Raw genomic sequence first — 23,421 nt, 5'->3', positions numbered from 1 at the left:
AACGCCCGCTCCACGCGTCATCTCAACGGAATGGTTTTGGTGAACAGGCCACAGCCGTCCACGCGGCTTACCTGAACATGGTATGGAGGGCGGAAGGCGGTGTTCTGCCCGACGAATTCAATCTCCCCGCACCCTGGACGTGCCTGAAGGCGGAGCCGGGTGGTGCGGCGTGCGAGGGTGCCCTTATGGATGTGGTAGACCCGCGCCTCGTGCAGGGGCTCCCCGCTGTTGTCTGCGGCGAAGAGGTAGTCGTGCTTCGTGGCACCGATGAGATGGGCGTTCGTTCGCCAGATCAAGCCGATCCTGGGTTTGAAGAACAGCCGCGTAACGTCCTCCATGGCATTGAAGACGTGGTGCTCGACCTCCACGAGACCCGTCACCGTGTCCCGTCTCACCAGCGCGCACGCATACGGAATGCCGCCTGTCGGCACCCTGGTCTTTTCGAAAATCACGTAACTGGCGGTGATCGTGACCCCATAACCACACTGTCCGTGATCCGGCGCGGCAGCCATGCTCCCGCCGCCCAATAACAGGCTCACCCAGAGGCCACGCACCATCATGCGAGAAGCGTACGTCGTTTCTGCGGCATCGTGGGCTCCTGCGTGCGACAGCTGCATTCCCTTTTGCACCCCTGCGTGGGAATCCATGCGCCGAACACGGCACGCTGGCATCTGCGCGTCCTGCTGGCGTTGGTGCAGGCTACGATCGGCATCAGGAGGACGCATGACGAGACGAGAGGGCGCGGGGCGCGCGTGGAGTGACGACGTGGCGCGCAGACCAGGCGGGTACGCGGTGACGTGGACGCAGACGGTCGAGGGCCCGGACGCACAGAAGCTCTTCGACACGCGGGTGTCCGAGCTCACGCCCAGCATGAACGTGCTCGACCTCGGCTGCGGGGACGGCGCGTTCACGCTCTCCGTCGCGAAGCACGCCAGGCACGTGACGGGCGTCGACTTCTCCGAGGGCATGCTCGCCAATGCCCGACGCGCCGCTGAGGCGCAGGGGATGGAGAACGTGACGTTCGTGCACGCGCACGCCCGCGAGGACGCTGGACTCACAAGGGGGGCGTTCAACGTGGCGTACACCCGCCGGGGGCCGAACATCACGGTGGTCGTGCCTGCTCTCGTCCGTGCGGGTGGGGTGCTGCTGGGGCTTCACCCGCTGGAGCGGGACGCGGGGGGTCTGCGCGACTCCGGTCTGAGCGTCGTCCGCTACGAGCGGCTCGACGACCTGCTGCGCTTCCCGACCGTCACGGACCTCGCCAGGTACCTTCAACGCACGCCAGGCATGCCGGACGTCCGGCAGCCCGAGCATGCGGACCTGCTGCGCGCCCTCGCCCGGGAGCACGCGCACCCGGAGGGCGGGTACGCGAAGCCCGTCCGGTGGTTGCTGTGGGAAGCGCGTGTGCCAGGGTGACGCCGTGTATTTCCGGCGCGGTCGACGGTGTTCGAAGTGACGACGGAGCGAGCGTGGTGAGGGTCATCAGCTTCTTCGGGACGTACCGGGAGGCGTGGCGGACGCCTTCGCGGTACGACGAGCTCGTGACGCAAAGGGTCGGGGGGCTCGTGCGAGGGGAGGCGTGGGCGCGGTTCACGGCGGGGTTCGCGCCAGGGACGCCGAGCTACGGCTGGCCGTCATTGGACGAGCCGTTCGAGGCGGAAGTGATGGCGCTGACGCGGGAAACCATCGCACGGTGCGCCAGGTTGCTCGACCTCACGGATGTGACGGTGGTGCTGCTGCCCGAGTCGCCCGAGAATGCGTTCGTGCTGGAACGCATGGGTGGCGTGGCGGGCCTCACGGTGGGCGCGGGGGTGGTGGTGCTGCGGGTCGCGCCGACCACCTCGTGGCAGCCGTTCGTGGTGGACGCGGTAGCGCACGAACTGCATCACGCGTCGTGGGTGCACACGCGAGACGACGTGGACCGCACAGTGGACCTCTCGCTGGTGGAGGCCGTCGTGATGGAGGGCCGCGCGTGCGTCTTCGCGCGCGAACTTCAGCCAGATTTTGTGGCGCCGTGGACGCGCGCGCTGACAGAGATGCAGGCACGGAACGCTTTAGGTGTGGTCGGGGAGGTGCTGCGCGGCAAGCAAACCGTGGATGCAGGCGCATTCCTGTTCGGCGGTCACGACTTCGCGCCTTGGACGGGGTACGACGTGGGAACGCGGATGGTGCAAGCGTTCCGTGCGAGGTTCCCGGACATGAGTTGGCGGGACATGACGCGGCTCGATGCCATGGCGGTCGCCCTGGGGTCGGGTGCGCTGCCCTGACGGTGACGTCCGCCAGGTGAGCTCGGCTGCGCTGGCCGTGGGTCGGGCATTCCGGGCAGGGGACCACACGGGCGCGGAAGCCTTCGCTTTCGCATTGTTATTGCTGAGGGGTAATGGCGCCTTGCACCGGCCCAGGCGCCCGTGTCCTCAAAACCTGCCTCGGCGGTCATGGCCCCACCGTCTGACTTGCGAGGGGGAGCCTATGCTGGGCGTGTGCTTCAGAGGCCACCTCCAGCGGGGCCTGCGTCATTTCGCCATCTTCTCCTTTAACCACCCGGGCATCCACCGGGCGTCACGGGGAAACAGGTGCAGGTCCGCGTCGTACTGCTCGGTGCCCGGCACGTCCCCTTGGAAGTCAGGCTCGTTCGCAAAGTCCCCGAGGACCAGAACGCTCCCGTCATGAGAGAGGCGCACGGTCGCCGCGAACCAGGCGCCCCGCCCCGGAATCCGGGTTGCCCGGGCTGTCCGTGCCTCCCGGATCAGGGCTTCGAGGGCCGAGGCTTCCGGAAATGGCTGCGGCCCATGGCGCAGATGCCACGCTTCGTAGTGCTCGCCGACGACCACCACACGAAAGTTGGCTGTCTGCCAGGATTCCTTCGGCCGGTATCCGCTCAGAAGCTCACTGATGCGGATGAAAACGGCCTCCTCGCGGACTGCCTGAACGTGTGAAGCCTGCCAGCCGTCCAGCCAGCCCTGCAAGTCCGGGTAGCTGCCACGAACCCCGACCAGGGCCTCAAGGTCCTCACGGCCGAGTTGTTCCCGCAGCCAGCTGGCAAGATCAACCAGATCCTGAGCCTCCTCTCCGTCATCGTCGAAGGGCAGGAAACTGCTCAGTGGACCGTCATCTTCAAACGTGCCCAGGGCGATGCGGGCCAGAAGGCCTTCCAGGTCATCCGCGAGCACCTCCGTCTGGCCTTCGGAGCCGAGCAGCACGATCGGTGCTGATTCTGGTCCCACCCCCTCGGGGTACCAGTAACCGACCATGGACCCGTCTCCAAGGTTCAGGAACAGCGCGAAGTGATCGGCGAGGTCAGCACCGTTCTCAATCCAGTAGTCGTCAAGCCGGGTCGGGGCAATTTCGTATCCACAAAAGGCCCCGGTAAAGGTGTCGGCATGCCAGGCGCTGAAGTCTCGCAGGAGGGCTGAAGGGTGCGCATCGGGTGGGAAGATCTGCTCCAGGGTGAAGGCGTCCGGCACGGGATCAGTGTAGAAGTCACGACACTTCCAGGCGTGTTGAAACTGGAGTGGTCACCCTGTCTTGCATCCGGCGTTTCAGCTTCGACGAGGGACACCAGTTTGCTCATGGACGCGGCGGCAGATCGTACACCGTAACTGGCACGCCCTGGCTGGCAAGTTCGTCCTGCACGATGCCCTCGATAACCGTCCAGTCCCCTCCCGCAAGGCCGGCGCCGATGCGGGGCATGTGCACGCTCGCCTGATGTTCTTGAGCAAATGCGCGGACCCGGCTGAGGCCCTCTCGGATCGCGGCGTACCGCACCGGCGGCACGCTGGTGGCACGGGCCTGCCGAGCGATGTCGTGCTGACCGATCAGGTTCGCGACCCACAAGGTCGGCTCGACGTTCACGAACTGCACCCGGCCCAGTTCGAACGGGTCCTGCCCGTCAGCTTGGCCCTTTGCCCAGGCGCGGTAGGCCGATTCAGGCGCCTTAAAGCGCCGAGATAAGGCCAGGACGAATCCGGCGCCCCAATGACCCTGGTCGTTGCAGACGTGAACCAGCACCTTGGGATCGGTGCCTTCGGGCTGCGTGGCGTCGCCAATGCGGTAGGTGAGCATGCCAGTGCATCGTCGCATGCTGCCCTTCAGGGGTGCTTCCGCGTAATGGCGCAGGATCACGCGAGAATTGACGATCAGAACGAGACGTTGGTGGTGCCGGACGCGGCGTGCCGAAGAAGCCGCCTGGCCTCGTCCCGGACCGCCCGCGTCCTGCCGTGCAGGGTGAGGTGGTGCAGCTCCGCAGCGTAGCGGTGGGCCTCGCCAGGACTCACCCATCGCAACGCCCGTGCTTCCCAGAACGCCGAGTTCCAGGTCAGCCCCATCTGGACGGCCAACTCCACCGGGAAAGCCTGCGCCAGCGTCGGGTTGAGGCCCGCAGCGTGGAGTCCCGCGCCAAGCCTTTCGAAGAACTCTTCAGGTTCCTCCTGCACCACCGTGACCAGGGACGGCGATCCCCGCAGGCTGACTTCCATCCACAGACCGTCCTGATGCCTGAACCCCCACTGTCCCTCGCCCGATACCCCATAAGGCACCTGGGAGGCGCTGATGGTCACGACGGGTGTCCAGTTCACAAGCCCTCTCTCCCATCACGCACACGCTGCTGAAGGTGCCCGGCAAGATCATGGACGTGCTGCCCCCAGTGCGTCTGCGCAGCGAACCTCAACCACGACAACGCCCCTACGGTGTCCACCGCCGCGAGTTGCCAGGCCTTGTCCAGGTCCACAGCGATGTCGGTCAGATCGTCGATGGCATCCCCGAAGTCGCTCAGGTCGGCGAGATCGAGCGCCCCACCTGTGGAGGTGTCGTAAAAGCCGAGCTCCGGCCAGACCGCTGCGATCTGTGTGCGCAGTTCGAAGTACCGCCACTGCGACTCGGCGTCGTCATCCCAGCAAATGTCGTTCGGACATGCCATCACCTCCTGAAGGAGAAGTTGGAGCGTGCCACAGAGGTCGGCGAGGGAGGCGCCCTCCCGATGCAGGATCAGGCTGGATGATCGTTGAACAGCCGCCATCACCTCCAGTGACGTGGTTTCCCGTGTGCCATTCTCCTCCAGCATTCAACTCACGGTACACGAGCCTTCCGGCGACGGGCGGCCTGGCTCACCTACACTGACGCCATGCTGCTGTTTCCCGCCGAACCCTTTGCCGGGCGCGTTCCGGATGAGGCCTACGCTGATGAACTCCGCGAAGCTGAACGTCACGACCTGAGCGTGGCTTTGCTGGACTTTGAGGCGCTGGAAAGCGGAGACGTCAAGCAGGCGCTGCGGTGGGTGCCGACTGCGGCTGAACCTGGCCTGGCCGTGTTCCGCGGCTGGATGATGCGGCCCGAGACATACGCCACCCTGTATGACGCCCTGAAGGCGCGTGGGTGGAGTCTCGTGAACACGCCTGAGCAGTACCTGTACACCCACCACCTGCCTCAGTCGTACAGCGACATTAAAGACGTGACCCCCGGCACGGACTGGGTACGCGCGGCGACACCAGCGGAGGTCGACCGTGAAGAGGTGAAGGCTATCCTCGAATCGTTCGGCCCGCAGCCCTTGATTGTCAAGGATTACGTGAAGTCCCGCAAGCACGAGTGGCTCGAGGCCTGCTTCATCCCTGACGCGATGGACGTGGAGCAGGCGATGCAGGTCATCGAGACGTTCCTCGCCCGGCAGGGGGAGCAGTTCCAGGGCGGCCTGGTGCTGCGCGCTTTCGAGCCCTTCAAAGCGTTGGCCACACATTCCCGAAGCGGCATGCCGCTCACGCGGGAGTACCGTCTGTTCGTCCTGGACGGTGAGGTCGTGACGAGCGACGTGTACTGGGAGGAGGGCGACTACCCCGAAGAAACGCTGCCTCTCGGTCGTTTCGTGGAGGTCGCACGCCGGGTGAACAGCCGCTTGTTCACGATGGACGTGGCTCAGCGCGAGGACGGCGAATGGCGAGTGGTGGAGCTTGGTGACGGCCAGGTTGCAGGACTGCCGGAATGGGCCAACCGCACAGGGTTGTACGGAGCGCTCGCGCGCCTGCTGGGCGAACCTGCCAGGCGTGGCTGAACCCCATAGGAAACCGTTCCGTCGTGTACGGGCACATCCAGATGCGCAGGAACGATGATGGCGACTTCAACCGTAGGGCCCTGGCCGCCTTCCCGTACGATCCGCTGTACCCCTTCCCGGACATCTTCCACGCGGAAGGGGTACAGCAGTACCAGGCCCCTTCGATCTTTCTGGGCGGCACGTTCAAGGAAATCGAACGAGACTGGCCCGAGTGGCTGTGGCGATTCGCGGGCCTGTTGTCCACCCTGGAGGCGGTTGAGGCGACGGTCACACTGGACTGCTGGCGCGGCCGGTACACCTGGACCTTGCGCCCGGACGTGCTGACGGGCGGCAACGAATCGCCCTGCTCACTGATGGGGCAGCGCTGGGTCATCACGGATTGGCCGTCTGACGAGGCTGACCTTGAAATGGAGTACGACGCGAACAACATCCCTGCCCTCGAACGCCGTGTGACACGGTCTTGAAGTTCAGCTGTGTGCAGCGTCCGGGGAAAGATCAGACCAGTCTGATTTTCTGACCACTGCATCAACAGCCTCAGGAGTGGTGACACGAACCCCTTCCGCTGAGACGGCTGGAGCCACCAGGCGCGAATGCTGGCACGAGCATACTGACCCGGTGAGGCGATCCGAATGGACCGAAACGTATGCTGGCGCGTTGGCCATGCAACTGGGGCGGGATGAGCAGGACATTCGCGCGCGGGGACTGCGGGCGCAGGATTTCCGAGAGACGTTGACCCTGCGCTTCCAGGACGGCAGCCACGCCACCTTCCACGGCGCGCTCGTGGTGCACGATCTCTCAGGCCGGCAGGTGGTGGTGTTCACCGAGCACTGCGGGTACTTCTCCGTGGTGGATCACGTGCGTGTGACGGCTGAGGACGGCCGGGTGGTGCTGGACACCCTCGGGGAGGACGCGCCCGAGGAGCCTGAAGCGTTGATCGAATTGCTTCCGTACGGGCAGGATGGGCAGGTCCTGGGGATCAACGGACACGTGAACGGCGAGCCCATTAACCGCAACTTCAGTTCCACGATCGAACACTGGCTGCCGGAGGTGCTGCGTCGCGTCGGCGTCCGCGCGCGGGTGGTGCGGCACTCCCTTCGGGAGTTCTGAGGCATGCCGGTCCTGCCTGCTGAGGCGTACGACACACTCGGGGTGACGCACGACCATGATCTGCTCGGGGTCACCTTCGACCCTACCGCGCGACGGTTCGGGCTTCACTTTGAAGGTGCTTATCTCCTGGACGGTGCGGACTGGCCCGAGCGGGAGTACGTGGACGTCCGGGTCACCGTGGAGGCCTGGCAGGAGGCGTCATTTGCAGCCCAGGTCGCCCAACCCTTGGAGAAGGGTCCGGATCCAAGCACCCTTCCGATGATGCCCTTCGATCCTCGCGAGCATCGCCTGCGGGAGGTGCTGGAGTGCGACCTCACCCCGGATGTGGCGCTGACCGGCTGGCTTGAGGAGCAGCGGGGTGAGTTGTTCCGGTGGTTCTGCATCACGTTCCGCAGCGCGCGAGTCACCGTTTCCTACGACCGGATCGCACCCATCAGCAGGGCCCCGCAGTTGTGACGTTCGTTACCCTGTGTTGATGGACGTCATCGCGAACCTCCGGCAGCAGTTCGCCCACCCTGCATCCAGGCTTGTGCTCGGCGGCCGCCCTCCGGAAGACCCGGCCGCGTCCTGGTTCGGACGGGTGAATCTCGCGCTACCGGATCAGGACTGGCCGACGTTTCAGGGGCGCCCGATGCGGCCGCTCGCACAACTCAACCTGAGTGAGGCGCCGTTCGTGCCACCTGCGCTGGCGGACCTCGCGCTGATCACCGTATTCGTCGCGACGGACCTTCCTCTGGACGGCGCGGCGAACGGGAGGGGCTGGGTGATTCGGGCCTACATGGAAAGGCAGAATCTGCGTCCGCTGATTCAGCCCACGGACTTGGAGATGGGAACCCTACGGGCTTTCCCGGTGTGGTACGAGCGGCTGGACGAGGATCTGCCCGACTGGGAGGATGCGGCCGCACTGGTGTATGACGCGTTCGAAGAGGAGACGGCGGACACGGTGGCTGATGGGTGGTACGACACCTTCGGCGCGGCGGGCGGTAGCAAGCTGGGCGGCTGGCCGGACCTCATCCAAAGCGAGATGTTCTGGGCCCCGTGGAATCGACATCCAGCAAGTCCGGAGTATGCCTTTCAGATCGACACGGAAGAAAAGGCGGGGTTCGCCTGGCCAGCAGGCGGGATCGCGTATTTCGGGCGCGGAACGGGCGATGCTCGTGACACATGGACGTTCTCCGTGCAGTTCCCGTGAGCTTCGTCACTCACGCAACGCAGACGTCCATGTGCAGTCCAGTACACCAAGCCTCACATGCCCCTCCATGCGATGCCCTCAGCACTTCTCGGTGCGCCCTGACTCACGTGTTGTCCACCTGCTGCCACTGGTCATCAGGAAGTCTGATGCACTAAACCGGTGTACGCCATCACTCAACCGGCAGAACGCGCAGCTCAATCTCTGTCCCGTCCGGGAGATCCCGGAGTTGGCGGGCCACGTCGCCACGAACACGGAGGCTTTCCACCGTGTCCACCGCGCGTAGGTTGTCAACTTCATATTTGCCGCCCAACACGAACAGTCGGCTGGGCATAAGGCGTTTTTCCAGGGGAAGGGGGCCGTGTTGCGCCTGCCAGGCTTGACCGAGCGACCAGCCTGACCAGTAGTTCTCTGTCAGCAGCGCCTCGGCCCATCCTGGGAGGGTCGGTGCCACGATCTCCAGAGCGCCTGTTTCCGCGTCGAACAGCACCACGCCGTCGTCGTGAAGGGCGAACTGGTTGCCGAAGACATCCTGCGCAAAGAAGAGCAGGCCATCGGCGAGTTCACCGTACTCGCCCCGCCAGAGGTCAGGTTCGTTCCAGTGCTGAAGTCCGAAGCGCTCCGAACATGCCGGCAGGACATGGAGGGCCGCTTCAAACGCGTAGAACCCATTACGCCTGCCCAGAAGGGCCGACAGCGCATCACGGAGGACTGGTGGGGCTGGGGGTAGGACCTGTGGTGAGTGGGCGCAGAGAGGCTGACTGGCGATGGAAAGGAGGGTGGTGAGGGGGTCCGAGGGCACGGCGTTACTGTACTGGGCAGGCAGTGCTCCACCTCAGCATCCCTGCGCCGGTGGTTTAAGGGGCGCCGGGGAATACGGCGAAGCCACCCACGCCTGGAGCCGTTCAGGCATGGTGCGACCTACGGCCGTCATGACGCCGTGGTGGTTCTCGCAGAGTAACCAGGCAAACTCACGGTCCACCACGTAATACTCGACATGGAACAGGTGCTTCAGAACGGCTGTGACCGACTGAACTTCACCCTCGAACACCCAGTAGTTCCCGCGCTTCTTGGTTCCCTCCCAGTCTTCGAGCAGCAGCCACACCAGATCATGGGGCGCCAGCAGCTGCGCCATCACACTGGGTCCGTCCTCCACTGGCGTGGAGACCCTGGATCCTTTGAAGCCTTCCCACAGCCACAGCCGGTTCTCGCCGCGCACGCCGAACGTCGTGAACGTTTCCAGCACCCGTTCAAGCACCGCCTGGTAGCGCGTCAGGCGCACCGGCACCAGGTCGCTGTGCGACAGGCCGGCGTCCTGGAGGGCTTCGCGAACATGGGCCCTCACGGTTCCTCCGCACGGTCCGAAGCGACGGGCGTATCGACGGGCTCTTGTCTCTCCATCCGCTCTGCTGGAGCCGTCGCGCTCGCGCCTATCTCTTCCTCGGCACGCCAGGCGTGAAGGGAGGAAAATAGACGCGTCATCGGCCAGCTTGGCGTGAATTCACTCCACGTCAGATGCACCACGGCGAAGGCGCTCTTGGTGCCGGTCACGAAGAACAGCACGTCATCCTTGTCCTCGCGTGTCGCGATGGCTGCGGGGGTCAGGCCCTGAAGAACGTGCCCGGTCGTCACTTCCCGCGCCAGTTCACTCTCAAGGCTCTGGCGCTCGTTCGCCTCCACCAGACGCCAGCCTTCGGGAAGGTCATCAGCGACGACCCTGAGCTGGGTCACGGCTGGTCTGGCCTGGCCATCAGGTCGTGCGGAAGATGGGTTGCAGCGTCAATGGTCCCCTCAAAGTGCGGTCCCACATACGACGCGACCACCGCGATGTTCCCGAGGATCGCGTCGTTGAACGCGTCGAGCTCCTCGGCCGGCACCCACAGCTCCTGGTGCGTCTGCTCACTGCCCACGACCTGAATCTCATACCGGGTCGCGACCTCAGCCTGCACGTCGAATCGCGTAACGAAGCCGGCCCAGGGCGCGGTCCTCGCGTTCCAGTCCCGGGCGATCTCCTCGGCGTACACGAAATTCAGCACCAGATAGAAGATCGGCTGGTCCGGCAGCCGCGGCGGGAACGCCTGCCAGTCGCTCTGCGCCAGGAGGTGGAGTTCAGCGAGACCGACCGGCCGGTACAGCGTGACGCGCGCACCCACCTCACCCCAGGGCAGGCTGCGGTGGGCATTCTCCGGGAATAAGGCGTGGAGCCAGCGGGGGTCACGGGTGGCCATGCAGTCACCGTAGCGCACGAATTCGAGGCGGGCATGGTCACTCCGGCGTACGCCATCCGGGCCATGCCCGCGAGCGTTCCCCTCCAGTACCGTCGGTGCCATGCCCCACGACGCGGACCCCATCTACTTCTACCGGACGGCGCACCCGTTCTCAAACTTTCATCCGTCCGTGTTCAGCGTGGACGGTCAGACCTTCCACACCGCCGAGCAGTACATCATGTACCGCAAAGCCCTGACCTTCGGAGACCAGGCGTCCGCTGAGCGCATCCTGGCCGCGCGGGACCCGGGAGAGTGCAAGAAACTCGGGCGCCGGGTGCAGCCGTACGACGATGCCGTCTGGTCTGGCATGCGGGAAGGGGTCGCGTTTGACGCGTGCCTGCACAAGTTCTCCCAAATCCCCCATCTGCGCGGGGTACTGCTTGCCACGGGAGACGCCCTGCTGGTGGAAGCTTCCCCCACGGACGCCATCTGGGGCATCGGATTCAGTGAACAGGACGCTCCGACGCACCCTCACCAGTGGGGACAGAATCTGCTTGGCCTCGCATTGATGCGGGTCCGGGACGCCCTGCGGGAAGGCACGCCATGACCGAGGCTTTCGGACGGTTCCTGAACGTGGTGGATGTCGAAGCAACCTGCTGGGAGGGTGACCCGCCGCCCGGGCAGGTCCATGAAATCATCGAGATCGGCCTGACCGTGGTGGAACTGGAACGACAGGAGCGTGTAGAGCGCGCCAGAATCCTCGTCCGTCCCGAGCGTTCGGAAGTCGGTGCGTTCTGCACGCGATTGACGGGCATCACAGCCCAGGAGGTGGAGGGCGGCGTCACGTTCCGCGAGGCCTGCCGGCAGCTGGAGGACACCTTCCGGTCGCGCTCGCGCGCCTGGGCGAGTTGGGGAGACTACGACCGCAAGCAGGTCCAGCGGCAGTGCACGTCCGGACAGGTGGCGTACCCGTTCTCAAGCCGGCACACCAACGTGAAGGCCGTGTTCACCGGCGCTTACGGGCTGAAGAAACGCCCGGGGATGGATGGCGCGCTTTCACTGGCAGGGTTGCCTCTCGAAGGCCGGCATCACCGTGGGGAGGATGACGCCTGGAACATCGCCGCGCTCGTTATGCACCTGATGGAGCGGGGGGCTTGGCCTGCACAGCCCTCTGCGGGACAGTCATAAGCATCCATTACGGATGCTTGTTCCCAGGTAGAGGGATGGTCTCACCCTGCTCCTGATGAAACCAGACTTACAGAGCGAACACGATAAAGGACTTGAGGCGGGTGCCTGCGATAGTCGGCATCAGGCGGTCCAGTGAAAAGCTCTGACGCGCCGGGCGGTTGCCCCGGCGCGTACATATATAAGGTATGACCCAGGTCACCGTAACGTTGAATTCGCAGCTGCTGACCACGCTGGAGCAGATCGCTCAAGCCCACAACTGCTCGCTTGAGGAGGTCGTCATGGCCGCGCTTCAGGCCTACGTCCTGCCTTCAGGGACCACCCTTGACCTTGCTCAGCTGGGCGAGGCGATGCTCAGGGCCCTTGAAGAGACTGCAACGGATCAAGGCCCTGACGAGCACATCACCGTGGAGCAGGCTGAGGCCATGATGGCCTTGATCACGTTGGGTCATGACCTGTGGACGTCATTGGTTGGTGTTCCACCTGGATCTGTCCTTACCGAGAAAGCAAGCGCGCGCCAGGCGGCCGTAACGTCCATTGTCCAACTGTTGCGGGCCACCTTAACCGAGAAGGGTGTGATGCGGTGGTGGACCCGGCCCCGGTCTCATCTGTCAGGATCGACGCCCCTGGGACTGCTGCCACCAGACTGGACGCCCGACAGCGCGGCATTCCGTAAGGTCCAAACGCTGGCGGAGGCTGACTGTGGATTCGCGGCGACCTGAACCACCGCCGGGCTGACAGCCAGGTCACCGGTGACTCATGCCCACCCATGCACTGCTTCCCTCCGTGTTCCATCGTGCACCCCTCAGCGGTTGGCCCACGACCGCCATGAACGCGTGACCCCCGAAATTCCAGCCAGTCGGGTGTTCGGCGCCGATCGCCGCTGAGCGGGACGGCTGGTTTCCCGGGTGAACCCTGTTTATCGGAGTGAACGGGCTCACCGACGGGCACCGTTCATCCCCTGTGTGCGTCCACGGCACACCATGAACCTGACAAGGCGCTCCGGGGCCTGTTCGGGTGATGCTGGACCCATCTCTGCGTCACGCTCTCTCCTGCCCCTTGCCCGCTGCACGAATGGCGTGACTCCACGGTCCGGCACGGCTTGCCCGGCAGGCCGTTTTCCATTTTTTTGTCACGGGGTCTGACATGTCGCGCAAGCTGAAGGCATGACACCACCCCCCTGGCCTCAGGCCATTCAGGCCCTGCGCGCCGCCGTGTATCTGGACCGCGCGATTACCCTGGCTGACGCCCATCTGCGGTTTGCAGTCCCCCTTGACCCGTCCCCCGAGGATCAGGCTCTGCTGGCTGAGCACCACCTCCGGTTGACGACCGTCGAAGTCGGCGAATCCGCCCGGAGTCAGCCGCAGACCGTGACGTTCGTGGTGAGCATGCTGGACCGTAAGGAACCCATTCACAGGCTTCCTGCCTTTCAATTACGACAACTGGCCATGCTGGCGGTCGCCCGGCACCGGATGGGCGCTCAACTGGGGGCATGGCGGGTCACGGCGCACCTGTACACCCCCCATGACGAACACCACCGCTTTAAGCGCGGCGACCTGGTTGACGCGGTTGCCCATCCTCCCGGTGCGTACAGGACGCTGGTCGAAGCCGACAGTGCCAAATACACCGAAAAGCAGATCGCCAGAAAAGCGCAGAAATACGCGGAGGACCCCGCACCACAGTTGTGGTTGGCCCCCACTCCTGAGCGCCAGGAGACCTTGGAATGCTGGCTGGGCCGTGCCATCCCCGACCATGATGTGACGGTGTGGCACGTGCAATGGAACCCAGTCATCCCCCCTGTCACGGCCACGTCCACAATGGCCCCTCAGCTTTCTGGGCAGCCGGTCACACCCCCCCTGGCTGACGAGTTGAACGATCCACATGAGGCCCGCCGCGCCGCCGTGAATTCACGCATCGCCGCGTGGCAGCAGGCAGGAGTGACGGAGATCAGCAACGCGATGCTGATGGAGGTGCTGGGGGTGTCGCGCGCTTCAGCGGTGAACTACCGCCGGGCGTGGGTGACGGCGCGGCGCGCAGAAGGCCTGCTCAACGAGGAAGGGGAGAGCATGAGTCCGGCTGACGTCACGGTCCTGGCGGAGGTGCACTGGGCCCTCGGATGGTACGAGGAGCGTTCATCGCGTGAGGGGCTGCTGCGGGCGTATCTGCGGGGGGAGTTTGCGGACAAGGCCCCCGGAACGACTCTGACGGACCCGGTAGCGTCCGTTGCGGAGGCCCCAGCGGAACGGATCTGCCCAGCACTCGGCATGGTCAGGGGGGAGCCGCCAGTGCAGGCGCCGCCTGATGTGGAATCGGTCGGGGTGGTGGAGGAGAGCACACCACCTGCCTGGATGACGATGGGTGCCGTCACGCTGTTGTGCCTGATCGCCCTGGGTGTGGGCGCGGTGGCGCTACCGCCGCTGAAAGTCCTTCGTGCAGGCCCAGCCGCCATCGGGCAGTACGTGAGGCAGGACGCGAAAACATTCTTCGCCCGGCCGGTGATTGCCGGCTGGACCCTCCTGCTCCCGGCTGCCCACCGGTAAGGATTCGCGTCATCAGCGAAGTTCGGGCCAAGCCTTCAGGGATGACGTAGCTGCCGAAAGGTCAAGGGTTGGGGTCACGGGGGAGGGGGAGCGGGGGCGCTCCCCGGGCGGGGCCTGATGGAGCGGTCTGCGGTGAGCCAGTGAGGTGCGGGCGGTCGCCCGACCAGAAGGGCATGGCGCAGATGTGCGCCACGGAGGCCCGATGGACCCAGCAGGACAGTTAAAAGAAGTATCGGTGCATGTGCCCCTCGAAGCACGTGCCCATCAGCAAACGAGCCTTGATGAGCTGGCCCGGGTCACCCGCGACCTGAGGAACGCGCTGGCCAGCGTTACCCGGCTCAAGGCGCTTGGCGTAGAGGTGACGGTGACCCAGGCGCTGCGGGGGCACGCTCCGCCGATTCCGCCCCTGGATACGGTCGGTCGCGTTCCGGTCATCACGCGCACCGCGGCCTGCCGGGCCCTGATGCAGGCGCGGCAGGCGTCTGGCTGGACAGCAATGCTCGCCAGCGCGACCGTGGACGAACTCGCCAGATCGTTTCAGCAGGAGTGCGCCCACCTCGTTCCGGGTAGCCGGGTGCCGCTGGCGGCCCTGCCGGACGTGCGGTACCCGGCGGATCAGGCGGAGATTCCTGTGGGGTCGTCCATTACGTTCCATGCCCTTGATGTGGTGGAAATCCTGGGACTGGAGGACGCCCTGGTACCTGTGCACCTGGCGTTGCCGGTGGCCTGCCGGCAGGCGGTCCTGGCGCGACTGCATGCAGAGCGGGCGGACCGTTTCGGCTGGCAGGAGGATCTGCTGGCGCGCCTGCCGGTCGGGAATCCTCAGCAGGCGGCGTCCCTGGCTCACCTTCTGGGGAGGTATCCCGCCGGCGCGCTGCCCCAGACCACCTCCCTTCCTCCTGGACCTGAGGTTCTGTATCAGGGGGTGCAGGCCCTGGTGCGGCGGCGCGGGACGGACGGTCAGCTGCGGTGGTGGCTGCGGCTGGCCTTCCAGGTCGCGGTCCCGCCGGCGGTTTACCCGCTGGTTGGGGCGGATCTCGGCATCCGGCACCCGGTCACGTACGCTTCCCTGTGGGGTCCCAGTGGACTGGTGACCAACGACTGGGCCCGCTGCTGGGCGTATCCGGGGGTGGGCCGGCGAGAGGGCCGCGTCCGGACTCCCTTTGATCACCAGCGGTCGAGAGTGCGCTGGTACGCGCTGCTGCGCGCGGCCCTGCAACCGACCCTGGACGCGGTCACGGTGGGTCCACACGGCCTGCTGGCCTACGAGCACATCGCGTTGGAGAGGCTGAATTTCCACGACCTCGAAGGGCCCGCCAGGTTTGGCGAGTTCGTGGAGGTTTCCGGCGTGGGGGCGGCGATGGAGATCCTGACGCAGCTGCGCCAGCCGGTGTGGGTTGATCCGGCCGGCACCAGCGTGACGTGCGCGAGGACAGGTGAACGGGGCCTCCGGCGCGGGCTGCTGTTCAAATCGCCGTATGGGTGGCGGATCGCGGACGTCAACGCCGCCGAGCGCATCTGCCGCCTGGCGTGGGCGTCCTTGCAGGATCAGGCGGCGTGACGCAACCGATGCCGTCAACCCTGGCGTGTGACCCGAAGGCGATCATGGCACTGGCTTCTGGCTGGCCCGGCGGTCTGCGAAGACGGTGGCTGCCCTGGATTGCGATTCCGCGGCGCAATGGTGTGGGCAAAGCGCCGTGCGCACGTGTTGCAGGCTGTTGGCAGGTCGTCGATGCTTTCCAGGCTGGCCATTGGCTCACGGCGGATGAGGCCCTGGCCGCATGTGTAGAAGCGCAACGGGCAAGAAGGACTTCGCTGGCGGGGGTGGGCCTCGCCCTGACCCCGGACGTCGGTGTGGTGTGTCTGGACCTCGACGGGGCTTACCAGGAAGGGCACCTGACGCTGGAGGCACAGCAGACGATCACACGACTGGGCGGATACACGGAGCGCTCCGTCACGTCCGGGGTTCATGTGCTGCTGCAAGGCCGGATTCCAGGGCCCGTTCGCAGGTATCTGCGGAAGGGTCCCCACGAAAGTCAGGAACTGCTCGCGCACTCTTTCGTGACGGTCTCCGGGCGCCGGCTGGACGGCTCCCCGCGCTGCATCCCCTGTGGGCAGGCAGTTCTGGACGACCTGGTCCGCAGGGCTGGCAGCCTACGGACCCATCAGCCGCTGCCGTCCCCTTCAGGCCCGTCTCCTGTGGACGGCCCGGATACCGCAATTCTTGAAGCGGCACGCCGGTCGCGTGGGGGGCACCGCTTCATGGCCTTGTATGACGAGGGTGCCTGGTCGGAGCAGGGCCTGGGCCGCTCCGAGGCAGACGCGTCCCTCATCGCGGCATTGCTGCATTTCACGGGTGGAGACCGGACCCGGACCCTGCGGCTCTTCCGCGCGTCGGCGCTGTACCGCGCGAAAACAGACCGGAAAGCGTCGTCAGACTCGCGCACGTACGCGGAACTCAGCGTGGATAACGTTGCCAAGTTCCTTGGCTACGCCCATCGCTGATGTGCGCGGGCCCTTCCTACCGGCCGCGGGGTCGTTGCTCGCCTGTCCTGAGTCCGGCCAGCGGATCCTGCCTGGCCTCCCTGGAGTGAACATGCATAAACAAAGAATGGTGGTCGCCGATGGCCCTCACCGGCTGTGGCTGATCTGGGATGACATCGCCTACCAGTTCTCCTTGACGTCATTTCTTCGCCGGTCCGAGCGACATGCTGAGCTGGCGAACGCCGGGGTGCTGGCGGCCGCCATGTTGCGTCCCGATGGCTGCGTCGTGTGGCCGAATGGCGTGACGCTCGATCCTCGTGAGGAAGCAGGGGAGGGAGGGGAGTCCTGGGATGCCGTGCTGGTGATGACCGTACCGGCAGCTTGGGCGTACAGACCCCTGCGGCTCCTTCTGCGGGGTCTGGTACCCATCCAGGGAGACCTCCGCGGCGCCGGCGAACGTGACGTGCGGACCGCCGGGTACGGACTGGACCGGGACGAGTGGGAGCATCTCATGGCGGCGGTATGCCGCCAGGGACAGGCCCTGGCTGCTCCCCGGAATCTGGCCTTGTTACGGCTGCGCGATCTGGCGGGAGTGCTGCGAACGGTGGAACCGGACCTGCCGGCAGGCCTGCGCCGGGATTACCCCGAGCTTCCGGGTTCGGAGGGACGGCCAGGTTCACTGCTCGGGTGCCTGCTGGCCGGGCAGATTGACGCAGTGGAGGACTGGCTGTCTCTGGCAGTCAAACGGGAGCAGCAGCGGCGCTTGAAGGTGAAGGCGCCCCCCTGTTTCATTCCTGGATTGGTGTTCTGATTTCAGAGTGACACACGTGCCAGAACGTTTAACGTTAAACAATTTTCTAAGCTGAAAGCGTCGTGTTCGAACATTGGTAACAACATCGAAAAACACCGTCTATAACACAATTTCCTAAGTTTTCCTAAGCGGGTGCGAGAATTATTCCGAGCGAAGAGAAGGCACTGAACAGTGCCACTTCGTGAGGAGTCCTCATGCCTGAAAACCCCATCAAAATGATGTTGCTCACCTCCCTGACCACGACCGAGACCGTCGCGGACATGCTCCTTCTTGCCCTGCTGGTGCACGGCACTGCCGTACATGCCCTGTCGGGCCGTGCGGCGGCGGTCGACGGTCCTGATTACGAGGCGCTACGGACGTTGAACAGTCAGTTGCGGACGGACGTGTTCGCCATCAGAGGTCAGCTTTTTTGGGAGTACCTGGACATGGCCTGGGTCGCGAAGTTCATGTTCGGTCCGTCCATGGAGCGGGTCATCTGTGCGCTGCCGAGCGACGTGCGGCTGGTGGGCGCGGAGGAGACCACCGCACTTGAGATGTCGGCCACACTTCGCAGCTTTGCTTATTCGACCCAGCAGGCCGTCTGCCGTGGCCGACGAAATCATCCTGAACTGGTTGACAGCTCTCATGGCCAGAAGCGTGTCCAGGCTGTCCTGAACCTTGCGGACAGATGTGACCCCCTGGTCTGCTTTGACTGGACCCGCACGACCTTTCTGGAAGCCATCAGTGCCTTGACCACCCATGCTGAGCACAAACCAGGTCTCAGGCTCAGCACGCACCTTGAAGCCTTGGCCCAGGACGTCTATCAGGACTCGTTCGACACGCCGTCCTACAACTTCAATCACGACATGCTGACCGAGGCCGTGGAAAGGTTGCGCCCGTATCTGCCGCGCCCTCAGACAGAAGAAGAAGACGAACAGCTGCGTCAGGCGCTTGGCGATTACAGAGCGTCACTGCTGAAAACCGCCTGGGACCAGGTCGATGTCTTCGGATGAGTGGCGTCCCCTTATTCCGCCGGCGCCTGGAGGAGGCTGCGAACCAGGCACTGGATCCCCGCCGGGAGCCCACGGTCGTCGTGCTGCGGGCAGACGCTGGAACGGGAAAGACGTTCTCGACCCTGACGGTCGTGCTGCGCCGCATTCACCAGGGGGATCTACAGCGCGTTCTGGTCGCGGTGCGTGACACAGCCCAGGAACAGGGGCTCGCAGCGCAGACCCAGCAGGACCTGAGCACGATCGCCGCGGGGTTGCAACTGCCGGCGCGCCCCTGGTCACGGATCGTGCGGGGACGAGACGCCCTCGCCGAGGAGACCAGCTTGGACGGGGAGCAGCTGGAACGCGCCTACCGCGCTCAGTTCGCGTGGACAGACGACGTACCCATCCTGATTGTCAGTCACGCCCACCTGCCGCTGGTGATGGGGGAACGCACCCCCGGAAGCCTCAAGGCACTCCGGCAGGCGCAGGTCCTGATCGTCGACGAGGATCCCTGCGCCAACTGCGCCCTGACGGACGGCACGCTGCGGGACGAGGGCATCACCATGCCCGATGGGTCGCGGATGCTGACACTGCTCGCCGAGGCAGATCTCGCGGACGCGACCAGCGTAGCCACCGTCCTCCGGCGGCTGGAGAATCCTGAAAGGACCACACGGGTCCGGCGGAACTTCTCCCGGGGCGCCCGGATCATGGCGTACGAGCTGCCGGGATGGGAGCTCATCCCCATGCTCCGCTATCTGGTGGGTAAGCGGGGCCAGGGCGACAGAACCTGGATGGCTTTCGAGCGCCTGCTGGCCGCGGAGCTGACAGGAGCGAAGGTCCCGGTAGCGCGGCGGTACGCTCGGGAGCTCACGTTGGCCCTGCGCCGGGAACTCTGGCGGCCGCCGGGCGGAACGCGGCCGAACCGGTTCGGCCTGTGGTGGCCGGTCACCTACCAGGGCCAGCAGCCGGTCATCCATCCACCGCGACTGCGCTTCTGTCTGCCCCGGGTCTGGCAGCCCGTGTGTCCGGTCGTGGTCCTCGACGCGTACGCCGACGCCGCCAAGTACACCGCCGTGTTTGCACCGGTGCCAGTCCGGGTAATCCGCCTGCCAGCAGCATTCTCTCTGAACGTCCTCGCGGCTCCCACCCTGCGGCGTCATTCAACGGACGTCGCCCGCGGACGGACGCCCGAACACCTGAGGGTCATCGCGGAAATGCTGGTGGACCTCTCCCTGGAAACGGGCAGGGACACCCTCTGCCTCGCTCAGCAGGGAAACGTTCAGGCCGCGTACGCCCGGGTGCTCGACAACGTGCGGACCACGCGGGAGGTGTCCGGCCTTCAGCATGCTTCGCTGCACTGGTGGGCTGGCCGCGGCCAGAACAGCTACACGGGGTGGCATGTCGTGGCCCTGACCCCTCCGAAACTGCCCTCAACCTACCGTGACCACCTGCTGGCGGCCTGGATCGACGACGAGGACGAACGCCGGCGGCTGCATCACCACGAGGAGCGGGTGGAATGCATTCAGATGTTGCAGCGTGGACGTGCCCCGCTGCATCAAGGCCCTGACCCGCCGCGGGCGCTGATGGCCTTCCTGCCGTGCGTGCTGTGCCCCGTGGATTCAGACCGGCGGTGCTGTCCACCGGAAGGTCCGGTCACTGACACGTGCACGCACTGGAAGGGGTGGAACGTCCAGTTCAGCCCTTACCTCCCGTCCCGCCGTCTCCGGCTCGGCACCCGCACGCCCCACCGCGAAATGCTGCTCGATGAGGTTGCACGGGTGGTGTTGAAGCACGCCGGTGGTGTTCCGCTCGTGGCGTTTGAAGCGCTTGGCCTGACGCGGGGCAAAGGAAGTGGGTCACGCAAACACCAGGACCTTCACCATGCCGGACGAACGCTGCGGGAGTGGATGCAGACAGGAGAACGAGGGTCTCCCTGGACCCTGCCGTGGGAAGTGGGAGAGACGGAAACCCTCGACGCCTGGCGGGAGAGGGTATCGAGATCGTGGGAAGCGTGGGGGGTTAAAGCCGGTCACGACCACAACCGAGAGGGAGAACGGACCTTGCTGACCGATCTGGGGCTTCGGTTGTTCCAGGTTTCGGCTGGAGCACGAAATCGGTATCCCGTGTACGCCTCTTCGGAAAGCGCGGCGGTTCAGGCCCTGCATGTCCTGCTGAGCCCCGTATCTTTCCCCCCCTGCCCCAATGTGGGCTCCGGTTTCGCGCGCGGCATGAAGCGCGAGGAGAACTCCCGAGAACTGAAAGAGGGCGAAGCAGAACCGTTCCGTTGAAGCGAGGTGTGCAGGACCCGTTGGCCTGGGTGGCGCCCGAGGACGCCACCAGGACCGGATCAGCGTGAGGCGGCGGGCGTGGCGGGAGTGCCGGCCAGCGACAGCAGCAGGTCACGCAGGGCGCGGTTGGCAGCCGTATCGCGGATGACGCGGAGGTTGAGTGAAGGGGCCGTGGGTTCAGTGGGAAGTGGGTTCGTCAAGTTAGTCACCAGGAAGAGCCGTTGGTCCTCCTGATTGATAGAAATCACGGCTAAAAACGCGCGTCAACGCCTGGCGATCGTTAGACGGAATGAGTAATCGAAGGTTGAGGAGGCCACATGGGAAGACCAACCGAACGTACGAGATCTGCCCTTGGCCAGTGCCTGGAAGCGCGTCGCAAGGAACTTCGCCTGTCCGGACAGGACATTGAGCGGTTCTCACGAGGGATTCTGAGCCAGCGGACGGTGTCACGGCTGGAATACGGCGACATCACGCTGCGGGAACTGCGAACGGCGCAGCGGGCGGCGCTCGCAGACGTGCTGGGATGGACGGTCGAGGAATTCGAAGCCCACACCGGCCATGAACTGGGGTTCGGACGGCTTGGCACACCCGGTGAACCCTACGATGCCTTCGACCCGCCACCGGAAGTTCAGGGGCCGTTCAAGGCGGTGGCGGTGCCGTATTGCGGTGAGCTCAGGCAGGCGTTTGAGCCGTCACGCCTCCCTCGCCAGAAGATCTGGCTGGACAAGGTGCTGCTTCCCCCTGAGGGCCGTGGAGACCTGTTTGCTTTTCAGCTGGGCGAGACGTACGTCGACGAGCGTGCGAAGGCGGAGCTGCCCCGGCGCGGCGTGCTGATTCTTGAGGTTGGGCGGACAGCCCGCGAAGGGGAATTGGCCGTCGTCCGCCTGTGCCGCCAGCCTGGCGCGGTGATCGTCACGCACCGAGGTGACGTTGCCCACTACGTCCTGAATTCGTCCCGGCCCGGGGCGCGGCCCGTGGTGCTGGATGCGCCGCTGCCACCGCCAGCAGGGGTTGTGGTCAGCGCCATTGCCCTGCTGACGCTCCCTCAGTAATCCTCCTTTTCGTTCTCACGGCAGCCTTCCGGTCTCGCCGGTCCCTGCCCCTGCATCGAGGATAATGAACAAAACACAGCGTGCCGAACTGGTTCTACCTGAGCTCAACATCGCGGATCCAACAAAGGTCACCCTGGGGTGTACCCGAGTGTCCACGGAAGGTCAGGATGAAGGATGGGGCCGGAACCGCCAGATACGTGACATCAAAGACGCGGCGGCGGATTACGGCCTGACCATCGTCGGCTTCATTGACGAGACGGTGAGCGGGGCGAATGCCTACAGGGTCACCCACAGCGGGTACTACGACCTGGCCGAACGTTACCCCGGCATCAACCTGATTTTTGCTCATCCCAGCCGTGTCGGGCGCCACGTGGACAAATCCGTCGGCCTGGTGCGCAAACTCCTAGAGCTGCGGGCTGTGGTGTGGGTGGTGGACATCGGGAACCTGGACAAGAAGGGAAACTGGTCTAACTTCCTGCGCAGCGCCACTGAAGTGGAGGTGGACTACAACAACCTCGTTCATCAGATGCGTGAGGGCAAACGCGACAAGGCGCGCGAAGGGGGCTGGCCACAGGGCTCACCCCCATTCGGGTACCGGCTCCGGAGGGACGAACGGGGTAAGTCGCGTGATCTGGAGCCCGATCCTGACCGGGTGGAGGTGTACCACCGGCTGCGCACCGAGTACCGGCGCCGTGGAGCGAACACCATCGCCAATGACCTGAACATGGAAGGCGTGCCTGGCCCCCGGGACAAGCCCTGGAACGACAATGCCATTCGCCGGATTCTGCGGAACCCCGTGTACCAGGGCACTTTCACATACAACAGGGGAAAGCCACACGCCATCGACATTCCCGTTCCTGCTCTCATTACTCCGGAGGAATACCGGGAGCTTCAGCGGCTGCTGGCTGACCGGGTGAAGTACCAGCCTGGGCGCAAAGTCGACCCGGATCTGCTGACGGGTCATGTGGTGTGTGCCGTGTGCGAGCAAAGCGTCAACGTCAAGAAAAGCAGCCCACGCGGCATACCGGTGTATCACTACGCGTGTTCCAACGCGTCACGAGGGAAGGCAAACCAGGCGGCTGGGCGTTTCAAGTGTCCCAACAACCGGTATCACAACATGGAGCGCCTTGAGCAGAAATGCTGGGCCGCGCTCGTTCACCATCTCACCGACCCGGATCTTCTCGCGCAGCTGTTTGAGGAGCACGCCGAAGCGCCGCCTAACCACACGGACGAGATCAAACAGAAGGAAGATCAACTGGTGGGGTTGTACGGCCTGCTGACCGAGCCAGGACGCGTCACTTCTGCGGTGAAACGCAAGATTGAAGCGGTCGAGGACGAGCTGGCCCTCCTCCAGCAGGCGCCGCCGCCGTCACCTACGCCCAACGTCGATCTGGTGCGCTTCGCGGAGCAGCTCAAACCCCACCTCGCCAGCACCGGAAAACACGCGCGACGGGAATTGATGACGGCCCTGCGCGTTCGGTTCTTCATCAACCGGGAGGGTCTGGAACGGCTTGAAATCACCGTGCCCCGAGCGTGATGGCCTGGGG

The 23,421-nt window shown here is 65.0% G+C and carries 28 protein-coding genes; 18 read left to right on the top strand and 10 right to left on the bottom strand.

Annotation, left to right across the window (positions count from 1 at the left end):
* Window positions 1–17 precede the first annotated feature (17 nt).
* On the bottom strand, window positions 18–560 hold the full coding sequence (locus IEY49_RS08740) for a hypothetical protein (RefSeq protein WP_189006907.1): 543 nt from the start codon (window positions 558–560) through the stop codon (window positions 18–20).
* 163 nt (window positions 561–723) lie between these two features.
* Here IEY49_RS08740 and IEY49_RS08735 point away from each other — a divergent pair, with 163 nt between their 5' ends.
* Both IEY49_RS08735 and IEY49_RS08730 read left to right on the top strand, forming a co-directional pair.
* On the top strand, window positions 724–1,416 hold the full coding sequence (locus IEY49_RS08735) for a class I SAM-dependent methyltransferase (RefSeq protein WP_189006905.1): 693 nt from the start codon (window positions 724–726) through the stop codon (window positions 1,414–1,416).
* Between the two features lie 221 nt (window positions 1,417–1,637).
* Window positions 1,638–2,267 carry a DUF2268 domain-containing putative Zn-dependent protease gene (locus IEY49_RS08730; protein WP_189006903.1) on the top strand — a complete coding sequence of 210 codons (630 nt, stop codon included), beginning with the start codon at window positions 1,638–1,640 and terminating at the stop codon, window positions 2,265–2,267.
* Between the two features lie 246 nt (window positions 2,268–2,513).
* On the opposite strand, the gene IEY49_RS08725 is transcribed toward IEY49_RS08730, so the two are convergent.
* From IEY49_RS08725 to IEY49_RS08710, 4 genes are all read right to left on the bottom strand, one after another.
* Window positions 2,514–3,464 carry a hypothetical protein gene (locus IEY49_RS08725; RefSeq protein WP_189006901.1) on the bottom strand — a complete coding sequence of 317 codons (951 nt, stop codon included), beginning with the start codon at window positions 3,462–3,464 and terminating at the stop codon, window positions 2,514–2,516.
* A 103-nt stretch (window positions 3,465–3,567) separates the two neighbouring features.
* Window positions 3,568–4,080, bottom strand: coding sequence for a macro domain-containing protein (locus IEY49_RS08720; RefSeq protein WP_229780712.1), 513 nt, complete (start codon window positions 4,078–4,080; stop codon window positions 3,568–3,570).
* A gap of 56 nt (window positions 4,081–4,136) precedes the next feature.
* The gene (locus IEY49_RS08715) at window positions 4,137–4,574 is read right to left on the bottom strand and encodes a hypothetical protein (protein ID WP_189006899.1); all 438 of its coding nucleotides are present in this window, start codon (window positions 4,572–4,574) and stop codon (window positions 4,137–4,139) included.
* Entirely contained in the window at window positions 4,571–5,059 is a 489-nt protein-coding gene (locus IEY49_RS08710; protein WP_189006897.1) for a hypothetical protein, read from the bottom strand. Before IEY49_RS08710 ends, IEY49_RS08715 begins: the two co-directional genes overlap by 4 nt.
* Window positions 5,060–5,119: 60 nt before the next feature.
* Here IEY49_RS08710 and IEY49_RS08705 point away from each other — a divergent pair, with 60 nt between their 5' ends.
* The 5 genes from IEY49_RS08705 to IEY49_RS08685 all read left to right on the top strand — a co-directional run bounded on the left by IEY49_RS08705 (window position 5,120) and on the right by IEY49_RS08685 (window position 8,339).
* The gene (locus IEY49_RS08705; protein WP_189006894.1) at window positions 5,120–6,040 is read left to right on the top strand and encodes an ATP-grasp domain-containing protein; all 921 of its coding nucleotides are present in this window, start codon (window positions 5,120–5,122) and stop codon (window positions 6,038–6,040) included.
* A 23-nt stretch (window positions 6,041–6,063) separates the two neighbouring features.
* Window positions 6,064–6,504, top strand: coding sequence for a hypothetical protein (locus IEY49_RS08700; protein WP_189006891.1), 441 nt, complete (start codon window positions 6,064–6,066; stop codon window positions 6,502–6,504).
* Between the two features lie 151 nt (window positions 6,505–6,655).
* A complete protein-coding gene (locus IEY49_RS08695) occupies window positions 6,656–7,147 on the top strand; it encodes a hypothetical protein (protein WP_189006889.1) in 492 nt (163 codons plus the stop codon).
* Window positions 7,148–7,150: 3 nt separating this feature from the next.
* Complete coding sequence (locus IEY49_RS08690) at window positions 7,151–7,603, top strand: hypothetical protein (RefSeq protein WP_189006886.1); 453 nt, start codon at window positions 7,151–7,153, stop codon at window positions 7,601–7,603.
* A gap of 19 nt (window positions 7,604–7,622) precedes the next feature.
* Entirely contained in the window at window positions 7,623–8,339 is a 717-nt protein-coding gene (locus IEY49_RS08685) for a DUF1963 domain-containing protein (protein ID WP_189006884.1), read from the top strand.
* A 169-nt stretch (window positions 8,340–8,508) separates the two neighbouring features.
* Here the strand turns inward: IEY49_RS08685 and IEY49_RS08680 are convergent, their stop codons facing one another.
* From IEY49_RS08680 to IEY49_RS08665, 4 genes are read right to left on the bottom strand one after another with little or no spacing between them, the layout of a single operon-like run.
* Window positions 8,509–9,138 (bottom strand): SMI1/KNR4 family protein, encoded by a 630-nt coding sequence (locus tag IEY49_RS08680; RefSeq protein WP_229780711.1) that lies wholly within the window; start codon window positions 9,136–9,138, stop codon window positions 8,509–8,511.
* Between the two features lie 33 nt (window positions 9,139–9,171).
* Window positions 9,172–9,681, bottom strand: coding sequence for a DUF6756 family protein (locus tag IEY49_RS08675; RefSeq protein WP_189006882.1), 510 nt, complete (start codon window positions 9,679–9,681; stop codon window positions 9,172–9,174).
* Window positions 9,678–10,067, bottom strand: coding sequence for a hypothetical protein (locus tag IEY49_RS08670; protein WP_189006880.1), 390 nt, complete (start codon window positions 10,065–10,067; stop codon window positions 9,678–9,680). Before IEY49_RS08670 ends, IEY49_RS08675 begins: the two co-directional genes overlap by 4 nt.
* The gene (locus tag IEY49_RS08665; RefSeq protein WP_229780710.1) at window positions 10,064–10,666 is read right to left on the bottom strand and encodes a hypothetical protein; all 603 of its coding nucleotides are present in this window, start codon (window positions 10,664–10,666) and stop codon (window positions 10,064–10,066) included. The genes IEY49_RS08670 and IEY49_RS08665 overlap by 4 nt, the downstream gene beginning before the upstream one ends.
* On the opposite strand from IEY49_RS08665, the gene ybiA reads away from it, so the two are divergent.
* The 9 genes from ybiA to IEY49_RS08620 all read left to right on the top strand — a co-directional run bounded on the left by ybiA (window position 10,665) and on the right by IEY49_RS08620 (window position 20,822).
* Window positions 10,665–11,150, top strand: a complete 486-nt coding sequence (gene ybiA / locus IEY49_RS08660; RefSeq protein ID WP_189006878.1) for a riboflavin biosynthesis intermediates N-glycosidase — start codon at window positions 10,665–10,667, stop codon at window positions 11,148–11,150. The two genes, IEY49_RS08665 and ybiA, sit on opposite strands and share 2 nt — an antisense overlap.
* Window positions 11,147–11,731 carry a 3'-5' exonuclease gene (locus IEY49_RS08655; RefSeq protein WP_189006875.1) on the top strand — a complete coding sequence of 195 codons (585 nt, stop codon included), beginning with the start codon at window positions 11,147–11,149 and terminating at the stop codon, window positions 11,729–11,731. The genes ybiA and IEY49_RS08655 overlap by 4 nt, the downstream gene beginning before the upstream one ends.
* A 185-nt stretch (window positions 11,732–11,916) precedes the next feature.
* Window positions 11,917–12,450, top strand: coding sequence for a hypothetical protein (locus IEY49_RS08650; RefSeq protein ID WP_189006872.1), 534 nt, complete (start codon window positions 11,917–11,919; stop codon window positions 12,448–12,450).
* Between the two features lie 444 nt (window positions 12,451–12,894).
* Window positions 12,895–14,268: a hypothetical protein gene (locus tag IEY49_RS08645; RefSeq protein WP_189006869.1), complete on the top strand. Its 1,374-nt coding sequence runs from the start codon at window positions 12,895–12,897 to the stop codon at window positions 14,266–14,268.
* Between the two features lie 202 nt (window positions 14,269–14,470).
* Window positions 14,471–15,829: a transposase gene (locus IEY49_RS08640; protein ID WP_189006867.1), complete on the top strand. Its 1,359-nt coding sequence runs from the start codon at window positions 14,471–14,473 to the stop codon at window positions 15,827–15,829.
* A 263-nt stretch (window positions 15,830–16,092) separates the two neighbouring features.
* The gene (locus IEY49_RS08635) at window positions 16,093–16,773 is read left to right on the top strand and encodes a phage NrS-1 polymerase family protein (RefSeq protein ID WP_189006864.1); all 681 of its coding nucleotides are present in this window, start codon (window positions 16,093–16,095) and stop codon (window positions 16,771–16,773) included.
* A gap of 91 nt (window positions 16,774–16,864) precedes the next feature.
* The gene (locus IEY49_RS08630; protein WP_189006861.1) at window positions 16,865–17,563 is read left to right on the top strand and encodes a hypothetical protein; all 699 of its coding nucleotides are present in this window, start codon (window positions 16,865–16,867) and stop codon (window positions 17,561–17,563) included.
* Window positions 17,564–17,757: 194 nt separating this feature from the next.
* Complete coding sequence (locus IEY49_RS08625) at window positions 17,758–18,555, top strand: hypothetical protein (RefSeq protein WP_189006858.1); 798 nt, start codon at window positions 17,758–17,760, stop codon at window positions 18,553–18,555.
* Entirely contained in the window at window positions 18,552–20,822 is a 2,271-nt protein-coding gene (locus IEY49_RS08620; RefSeq protein WP_189006855.1) for a DEAD/DEAH box helicase family protein, read from the top strand. The genes IEY49_RS08625 and IEY49_RS08620 overlap by 4 nt, the downstream gene beginning before the upstream one ends.
* Window positions 20,823–20,881: 59 nt before the next feature.
* Here IEY49_RS08620 and IEY49_RS08615 read toward each other — a convergent pair whose 3' ends face one another.
* A complete protein-coding gene (locus tag IEY49_RS08615; RefSeq protein ID WP_189006851.1) occupies window positions 20,882–21,022 on the bottom strand; it encodes a hypothetical protein in 141 nt (46 codons plus the stop codon).
* Between the two features lie 117 nt (window positions 21,023–21,139).
* Here IEY49_RS08615 and IEY49_RS08610 point away from each other — a divergent pair, with 117 nt between their 5' ends.
* Together IEY49_RS08610 and IEY49_RS08605 are read left to right on the top strand one after the other, a co-directional pair.
* Entirely contained in the window at window positions 21,140–21,874 is a 735-nt protein-coding gene (locus tag IEY49_RS08610; RefSeq protein WP_189006847.1) for a helix-turn-helix domain-containing protein, read from the top strand.
* Between the two features lie 64 nt (window positions 21,875–21,938).
* Window positions 21,939–23,411, top strand: coding sequence for a recombinase family protein (locus IEY49_RS08605; protein ID WP_189006844.1), 1,473 nt, complete (start codon window positions 21,939–21,941; stop codon window positions 23,409–23,411).
* The last annotated feature ends 10 nt before the right edge of the window (window positions 23,412–23,421 follow it).

The sequence above is a fragment of the Deinococcus malanensis genome (assembly GCF_014647655.1).
Taxonomy (GTDB): Bacteria; Deinococcota; Deinococci; order Deinococcales; family Deinococcaceae; genus Deinococcus; species Deinococcus malanensis.
The sequence above is the reverse complement of the archived record's forward strand: the minus strand, read 5'-3'. Positions and strand labels throughout refer to the sequence as shown.

Excerpts from the sequence above, each read along its gene's own strand:
- IEY49_RS08740 (WP_189006907.1), bottom strand. The coding sequence starts at position 560 with ATGATGGTGCGTGGCCTCTGGGTGAGCCTGTTATTGGGCGGCGGGAGC.
- IEY49_RS08735 (WP_189006905.1), top strand. The coding sequence starts at position 724 with ATGACGAGACGAGAGGGCGCGGGGCGCGCGTGGAGTGACGACGTGGCG.
- IEY49_RS08720 (WP_229780712.1), bottom strand. The coding sequence starts at position 4,080 with ATGCGACGATGCACTGGCATGCTCACCTACCGCATTGGCGACGCCACG.
- IEY49_RS08710 (WP_189006897.1), bottom strand. The coding sequence starts at position 5,059 with ATGCTGGAGGAGAATGGCACACGGGAAACCACGTCACTGGAGGTGATG.
- IEY49_RS08705 (WP_189006894.1), top strand. The coding sequence starts at position 5,120 with ATGCTGCTGTTTCCCGCCGAACCCTTTGCCGGGCGCGTTCCGGATGAG.
- IEY49_RS08690 (WP_189006886.1), top strand. The coding sequence starts at position 7,151 with ATGCCGGTCCTGCCTGCTGAGGCGTACGACACACTCGGGGTGACGCAC.
- IEY49_RS08685 (WP_189006884.1), top strand. The coding sequence starts at position 7,623 with ATGGACGTCATCGCGAACCTCCGGCAGCAGTTCGCCCACCCTGCATCC.
- ybiA (WP_189006878.1), top strand. The coding sequence starts at position 10,665 with ATGCCCCACGACGCGGACCCCATCTACTTCTACCGGACGGCGCACCCG.
- IEY49_RS08665 (WP_229780710.1), bottom strand. The coding sequence starts at position 10,666 with ATGGCACCGACGGTACTGGAGGGGAACGCTCGCGGGCATGGCCCGGAT.
- IEY49_RS08655 (WP_189006875.1), top strand. The coding sequence starts at position 11,147 with ATGACCGAGGCTTTCGGACGGTTCCTGAACGTGGTGGATGTCGAAGCA.
- IEY49_RS08650 (WP_189006872.1), top strand. The coding sequence starts at position 11,917 with ATGACCCAGGTCACCGTAACGTTGAATTCGCAGCTGCTGACCACGCTG.
- IEY49_RS08645 (WP_189006869.1), top strand. The coding sequence starts at position 12,895 with ATGACACCACCCCCCTGGCCTCAGGCCATTCAGGCCCTGCGCGCCGCC.
- IEY49_RS08640 (WP_189006867.1), top strand. The coding sequence starts at position 14,471 with ATGGACCCAGCAGGACAGTTAAAAGAAGTATCGGTGCATGTGCCCCTC.
- IEY49_RS08630 (WP_189006861.1), top strand. The coding sequence starts at position 16,865 with ATGCATAAACAAAGAATGGTGGTCGCCGATGGCCCTCACCGGCTGTGG.
- IEY49_RS08625 (WP_189006858.1), top strand. The coding sequence starts at position 17,758 with ATGCCTGAAAACCCCATCAAAATGATGTTGCTCACCTCCCTGACCACG.
- IEY49_RS08620 (WP_189006855.1), top strand. The coding sequence starts at position 18,552 with ATGAGTGGCGTCCCCTTATTCCGCCGGCGCCTGGAGGAGGCTGCGAAC.
- IEY49_RS08610 (WP_189006847.1), top strand. The coding sequence starts at position 21,140 with ATGGGAAGACCAACCGAACGTACGAGATCTGCCCTTGGCCAGTGCCTG.
- IEY49_RS08605 (WP_189006844.1), top strand. The coding sequence starts at position 21,939 with ATGAACAAAACACAGCGTGCCGAACTGGTTCTACCTGAGCTCAACATC.